This window comes from Kaarinaea lacus (assembly GCF_975902315.1).
This window is the reverse complement of sequence record NZ_CDLKIE010000415.1, coordinates 1-6,262: the sequence shown is the minus strand read 5'-3', so window position 1 is coordinate 6,262 and position 6,262 is coordinate 1. Positions and strand designations below refer to the sequence as shown.

Genomic DNA, 6,262 nt, shown 5'->3' with positions numbered 1-6,262 from the left:
GTTTTATTAAAATTGGTTTTATTAATTTTGGTTTCGTTAATCTCAGCTGGAATTAAACGAACGAAACTATAAAGACTTCGTTGTTTTTGTTTTTTAATTCGCAGCTATTTATAACATAGGAGTGAATGACCCAGCCACACCAATGATCTTTACTAGCGCATGCTGAAAATGATGCTGCTGATCAACTTACCGGCTTTACAGAAAACGCTATGATCTTAATTAAATTGAGATAATTAGAAGAAATAATATGAAACGCTCATCAATCGCACCATATTAGTGCGGCTTAGTGGGCAATTTTAGGCCAATATTTATCAATATCAAATGAAGGGCTGTGTTTTGGTACGTGGCATTGGGCGCACATTTTTTCCCTTGGCCAGGCTTTATTCGCTAACGGTTTCTGACCACCGCTCTTTGCATGATCCTTCCCCGCGCCATGGCAGTTTTCACATTGCACGTTGATCAGGTGAGATGTGATATTAATGTCAACAAAACCTCCCGGTTTGTTGAAACCAACCACATGACATTGGATACACTCTGGATCAAAAGCTTTTTTCACAATTTCCAGGTCTTCAAAGGCTATCGCATGTTCGCTGCCTTGCCAGACCTTATGCTGTTTTGGATGACATGCTTTACATTGCTCTTCGCCCAGAAAAGGGCTTTCGCCTGACTCACGTTGTTTGCGAAGTTCCACACGCTTCAAGTAATCCGCTTTTACTTTGGCATTGTATTCATCATACCATGCAGTCAATCGCGGCGAATCGGGAACACTGCCAGGCATAGGGATAACCTCGTGCTTCCAATGCTTAATCGTGTTGTTTTCCCCTAACGTAAGTTGCAATTTTCCCAGCCGCATTCCTCGAGAACCTGGCTCCAGTATCAAAGTGTTTCCCAGTTTTTTTGGCTCACCATATATCTCGTAAGCAGCTCGGACAAATAATATATCTATAGATTCCAGCGGTAACTGGTCTTTAATAATCTCCAGGGGCAAGGTTGTTGTTAAAATAACGAATTCCTGTTTGCGCCTGGCGGCCGATATTTCCTTCGCAAGTTTACCAATATCATCATAAGTAACAGCTTTGCCCCCCGGCATCTGTCGAACTGGAGAACTATCAGGATCTAGCCAGGTTAAAAATCGAATCGTGATCTTTTTATCGTTAATAGTACGATTAATTGTTCTGGATTTGGCAAACTCATCCGTTAACCAGTTACTTGCTACCCACGGTAAATTATTTTTTGTAGCAAGTTCAGCGCCGTAGTTCAGATCGTTCCATTGCACACCGATGGCGTCATAACCTAAAACTGCAAACGCTTTCAGAATATATATGGCTTTCAGATAATCATTGGTACCTTCGCTGGCAATCAAACCCCCCGCAGAAATAACAACCGAATCGGGATTCTGCTCTTTTATGCTGTCTATAGTGGAAGCACGACGCTTTATACCGCCGAGATTACCTTCTTCTGAACAACCACATGGCTCAAGTTCACCATCCAGATTGCCTGAATATATAACGGTTAATGGAGCAACATCAGCGATAGCTGTGGGTAATCCGGATTGCAATAGCAGAATAAATGCAAAAATAGAAAGCGTTGTTAATTTCATATTCGGAAAACCTGGTTGAAAAATAGAAATGATTTATTGAAATTTTTTACCGGCCTGCTGGTACCAGAAACGAGCTTGCTGTAAATCCTGCTTCATTCCATACAGACCCTCTGCGTAAGCCTTCGCAAGTGCTTCGGCAGCTTGCGGGTAACCTTTATTGGCAGACTGCTTAATCCATTCCATTCCTTGCTGCTCATCTCTTGTTGTACCTCTACCCGCCAGGGTCATTAACCCCAGCGTCAGTTGTGCCTTCATCTGTCCCTGTAGCGCCGCTTTGTTTAACCAATAAACGGCTTGCTGGTCATCTTGTTGCACACCCACACCATCCAGGTACAACATACCAACATTTTCCTGCCCCTTGCCGTCACCCTGTTCCGCTGCAGCCTTCAACCATTTTGCTGCGAGCCTGACATCCTTACTGACACCCAATCCAAATTGGTACATTATACCCAGGCTGTTTTGTGCTCTAACATGGCCGCGCTCAGCGGCCTTTCGATACCATTCAATAGCCAGCGCATCATTTTTCTTCATCCCCAATCCATGCCGGTACATTACACCAAGTTTGCGTTGGGCTTCTGCATTTCCCTGTTCAGCCAATGGTCGCAAATAATCTAACGCTTTAGCGTAATCACGACGTTTATAGGCGGCAATGCCTTTTTCCAATTCATCATTAACATCTGCCAAACCAACAGCAGGCACGCAGCACAACGCAATCAATATAATTAAAACATTCAGGCAGCGGATTTTATTTAAAGATTCAGGGCGCATAACTATTTAAGACAAACAAGTTGACATGAGTTCACACTAGCTGGACTAATAATTTATATTAGCAGAGTTAAGTATTTAGAGATGAGCCAGTAAAATAATACTGATTCTCAGGTATGCTACGTGAAAAGGTAATCTAAGTCGACCCTGCCATCAGGGCCGTCTGGTGGGGAGTAACGCCGAACAAAACTAATATAATAGGTTTAAGAATTAGCCCTGTCGCGGCGCACAAAGAACCGCTATTAGCTGATCTTCCAGTTCAATACGGTCGGCTAATAATTCTCCAAGTTTAGACAAATCATTGGCCAGTTCGGATAAATTATCACAATGATCTTCGCAGTCATACTTGTCGTTGAAATCTAAAAACGATTGTGTGCTTTCTGCCACGCGCGGATAGATCTGATCAGCAATATCGCGCACTGAGACTCTTCTTTCTTTATTTTCGTCTATATGACGATACAACTGAAAGTGAGCAGAGGCAGTATAGTCAATGAGACTTTCACAAAAGTTTTGTAGCAGTAACTGGGTATCGTGTTCTGGTGGCGTAAAAGGTTGTTTGGATGCAAGCTCACTCAAAAGCGCCAGGGTATCAGTTCGGGATACTACCAACGCACCAATTTCGCGATGGGATTGTGCGCGACGTTCTACTACGGGTGCATCACTATTTGACTGCATGGCTACCTCTATCTAAATTGGATTAGTGTTCCGATGTAGGTATTTCCACTACGCATTCACTGTGCACTGAATAATTACAAATGACACAATGAAATTTTTGTTATTAGTTGTCGGGGTATTACCGGTAGTTATGGAGAAAAATTTAAAGCCCAACCACCTTTATTTTACTTACCCACGGTTTCAGAAATTTTCTTCAACCAGTCCGTTGGCCTTCACATTCTATATACGTTGCAAAACTCTACACCCAAGTAAAAGTTTTGCCAACTACATTTTCAACAATACGCGAATTTTTTCGATCAGTCGAGGAAAATCAACAGGCTTGGTGTCGTACTCTTCACAACCTGCCTCGAGTGCTTTTTCACGGTCCCCCGACATTGCGTGAGCAGTAAGCGCAATGATAGGAATATTTTTTATGTCATCTTTCGCCTTGATCTGGCGGGTTGCTTCCCAACCATCCATCACAGGCAAACTCATATCCATTAAAATGAGATCGGGACGCTCCGAATCAGCAAGCTCCACGGCCGCCTGACCATCCAATGCAAAGACCACATCAAATCCCTTGCGTTGCAATCGACGGGATAGCATGTCCCGGTTCATTTCATTATCTTCTACGAGTAATAACTTTGGCATTGTAACACTCCTATGAGCGTTAAATTTTCTAACGAATATTTGTTATTTGGTTTCAATCTTAATACTAATCGGTATCCTGATAAAATTCCTTAATCCTTTGAAACTCATTTTCCGTTGCCAGAAACGCATCAACCACATCAGGATCAAAATGGCTACCGCTGTTTTCCTGCAATATAGCGCGACTTTTATCGTGATCAAAAGCTTCTTTGTAACAGCGCTTTGAAGTCAGCGCATCGTAGACATCACCCAACGCTAAAATCCTGGCCACCAGCGGGATATCGTTACCCTTTAAGCCATAGGGATATCCAGAGCCATCCCATTTCTCATGATGACTTTCTGCAATATCTATGCCCATACGAATCAATGAATTACCCGGATGTTGTCGATCCACTTCGCGAAGGGTTTCCGCACCAATAATGGGGTGTGACTTCATTACTGTCCATTCATCGGTTGTTAACTTGCCAGGCTTTAGCAACACGCTGTCAATAATGCCCACTTTACCAATATCGTGCAGCGGACTGGCTGCATAAATATTATCTATGAATTCCTGATTGATGAGAGCCTGGTGCTTCGGTAACCGGCCAAGGTGATCTGACAGGACTTTGCAATATTCCCGCATACGCTCCAGATGTTCACCTGTTTCAGGGTCACGGGATTCTGCCAGCTTTGACATGGCAAAAATGGCACCAAGCTGTGCTGAGGTAATTTGTTGCACCTGCTGTTGAACGCGGTCCTGCAATTCATCATTGTATTGTTCAATCTGGTTACGATAGTGTCGCTCCTGATCGTGCAAACGCTTGCGCTCCAGGCAGGTCGCAACCCGGGCTTTTAGCAGTACCGGATCGAAAGGTTTGGTCAGATAATCTTCTGCGCCTAACTGAATGCAACGGGCAGCACTCGAGGTGTCGTCTAGTGCAGTTATCATTATCACCGGAATCATACATAAATCATTATGGGCTTTAACTTCCTGCAGAACCTCGAAACCGTCCTTCACTGGCATCATAATATCGAGCAGCACCAGATCAAAAGGATCCTGCATCAATACATCCATGGCTTCGGCACCATCTCTTGCCGTAGATACCTGGTAACCGAGTGGCTCGAGACGGCGTACGAGCATGTCCCGATTCATCTCGTTATCATCGACTACCAACACTGAACCTGCCGATTCAAAACTCATATTCACTGCCTGTGAACTCGCTGCTACACCCATAAAACGTACAATCCTACCTTCAGGTAGCTCAGCCGCAATTAATTCACCACTGAACTTACGTTAATACCATGGTTTTCAATGAACTACTATAATAATGTGAATAAAAATTATAAAGATTTTGTAAATTCTTACTCATCTCTTGATTTATCGTCCAGCTCGTTAACATTTTGAGTACTCTGTTGCTCTTTTCCGCCCAAAATTTCCCGTACCGCGTTGAGTACGTGATCAATGCTGTAGGCACCTTTTTGTATAATCATTGATACGCGATTTTCGAGACTGAATCTTTCATTTTCATCGAGTTCCATCGCGGTTAATGCGATCACTGGAATATTATCCCACCTTTCATGCAACTCCAGCTCACTTAGAAATTCGTGCCCATTCATATTTGGCATCAGTAAATCGAGCAATATTACAGAGGGAATTCGTTCAGCCACTCGCATTAATCCGAGATAACCGTTTTCTGCTTCGATGACTGAAAAACCTTCATTCTCCAGCACCAGGCGGGCAAGTTTCCTGGCATCCGCATCATCGTCAATGACCAGCACGCTATCTTGCCCGGCTTTCCGTACGCATTTATTAACGGTTGCAGTTAACTCTTCGCGATCAATGGGTTTGGTTAAATACGCAGTCGCACCCAGGGAGTAAGCTGTATTCTTTTCATTAATCATAGTCAACATGATTACCGGTATATGAACCAGGTGTGGTTGACTCTTAACGTATGTCAACACCTGCCAGCCACTCATATCAGTTAGCATTACATCCAGCAAAATTACATCCGGCGATAGTTCATTAATCCTTTTGATACCTTCTTCGCCGGTCTTCACACATATAACATCGTAGTCCTGTTTACTCAAATGTCGCTGCTGTAACTCGCAGGCCATAGGATCATCATCAATAATAAGTATTGTGCTTCTTTTACTACGACGCTCATCTTCTGCTTCGCGCTGATCTTTTTGTTGCACACGCACCAGTTTGTTCTCATCAACCGGTTGTGACGCAACTTGTTTTTCTGTGCCTGATTCAGCGGGCAGTTTTATAATTGCCGGAAGCGAAATGGTAAATTGCGATCCTTTACCCAACTCACTTTCAACCGTAATTTCACCCCCCATCAAGCGACAAAACTTCTGACTGATTGTTAATCCAAGCCCGGTACCACCATAACGGCGAGTTGTCGACATATCTGCTTGCGAAAACGCGGTAAACAGGCTTTCCATCTGGTTTTCCGACAAACCAATACCAGTATCTTTTACTGTAAATTTAATCCATTCCTCATTGTTTATAATTTCACGGTAGACCTGTAACTTTATATTACCACCCGCAGTAAATTTCACTGCGTTACTCAGAAGATTCAGCAGTGACTGGCGGAGTTTCATAATATCAAC

Annotated in this window: 6 protein-coding genes; all 6 read right to left on the bottom strand. The window is 43.3% G+C overall.

The features are described 5' to 3' along the window. Positions 1–283 precede the first annotated feature (283 nt). Positions 284–1,600, bottom strand: a complete 1,317-nt coding sequence (locus ACWVCM_RS13140) for a multiheme c-type cytochrome (protein WP_455202214.1) — start codon at positions 1,598–1,600, stop codon at positions 284–286. A 33-nt stretch (positions 1,601–1,633) separates the two neighbouring features. Continuing rightward, positions 1,634–2,284 carry a tetratricopeptide repeat protein gene (locus ACWVCM_RS13135; RefSeq protein ID WP_455202213.1) on the bottom strand — a complete coding sequence of 217 codons (651 nt, stop codon included), beginning with the start codon at positions 2,282–2,284 and terminating at the stop codon, positions 1,634–1,636. A gap of 291 nt (positions 2,285–2,575) precedes the next feature. Further along, positions 2,576–3,040 carry an Rsd/AlgQ family anti-sigma factor gene (locus ACWVCM_RS13130; RefSeq protein ID WP_455202212.1) on the bottom strand — a complete coding sequence of 155 codons (465 nt, stop codon included), beginning with the start codon at positions 3,038–3,040 and terminating at the stop codon, positions 2,576–2,578. A 264-nt stretch (positions 3,041–3,304) separates the two neighbouring features. Continuing rightward, positions 3,305–3,670 (bottom strand): response regulator, encoded by a 366-nt coding sequence (locus ACWVCM_RS13125; RefSeq protein WP_455202211.1) that lies wholly within the window; start codon positions 3,668–3,670, stop codon positions 3,305–3,307. A 64-nt stretch (positions 3,671–3,734) separates the two neighbouring features. Further along, positions 3,735–4,880: a response regulator gene (locus tag ACWVCM_RS13120; protein WP_455202210.1), complete on the bottom strand. Its 1,146-nt coding sequence runs from the start codon at positions 4,878–4,880 to the stop codon at positions 3,735–3,737. Between the two features lie 128 nt (positions 4,881–5,008). Next, positions 5,009–6,262, bottom strand: a 1,254-nt coding sequence (locus ACWVCM_RS13115) for a response regulator (protein ID WP_455202209.1), incomplete at its 5' end; no start/stop codon positions are given.

Coding starts and splice junctions, on each gene's coding strand:
- ACWVCM_RS13140 (WP_455202214.1), bottom strand. CDS start 1,600: ATGAAATTAACAACGCTTTCTATTTTTGCATTTATTCTGCTATTGCAA.
- ACWVCM_RS13130 (WP_455202212.1), bottom strand. CDS start 3,040: ATGCAGTCAAATAGTGATGCACCCGTAGTAGAACGTCGCGCACAATCC.
- ACWVCM_RS13125 (WP_455202211.1), bottom strand. CDS start 3,670: ATGCCAAAGTTATTACTCGTAGAAGATAATGAAATGAACCGGGACATG.
- ACWVCM_RS13120 (WP_455202210.1), bottom strand. CDS start 4,880: ATGGGTGTAGCAGCGAGTTCACAGGCAGTGAATATGAGTTTTGAATCG.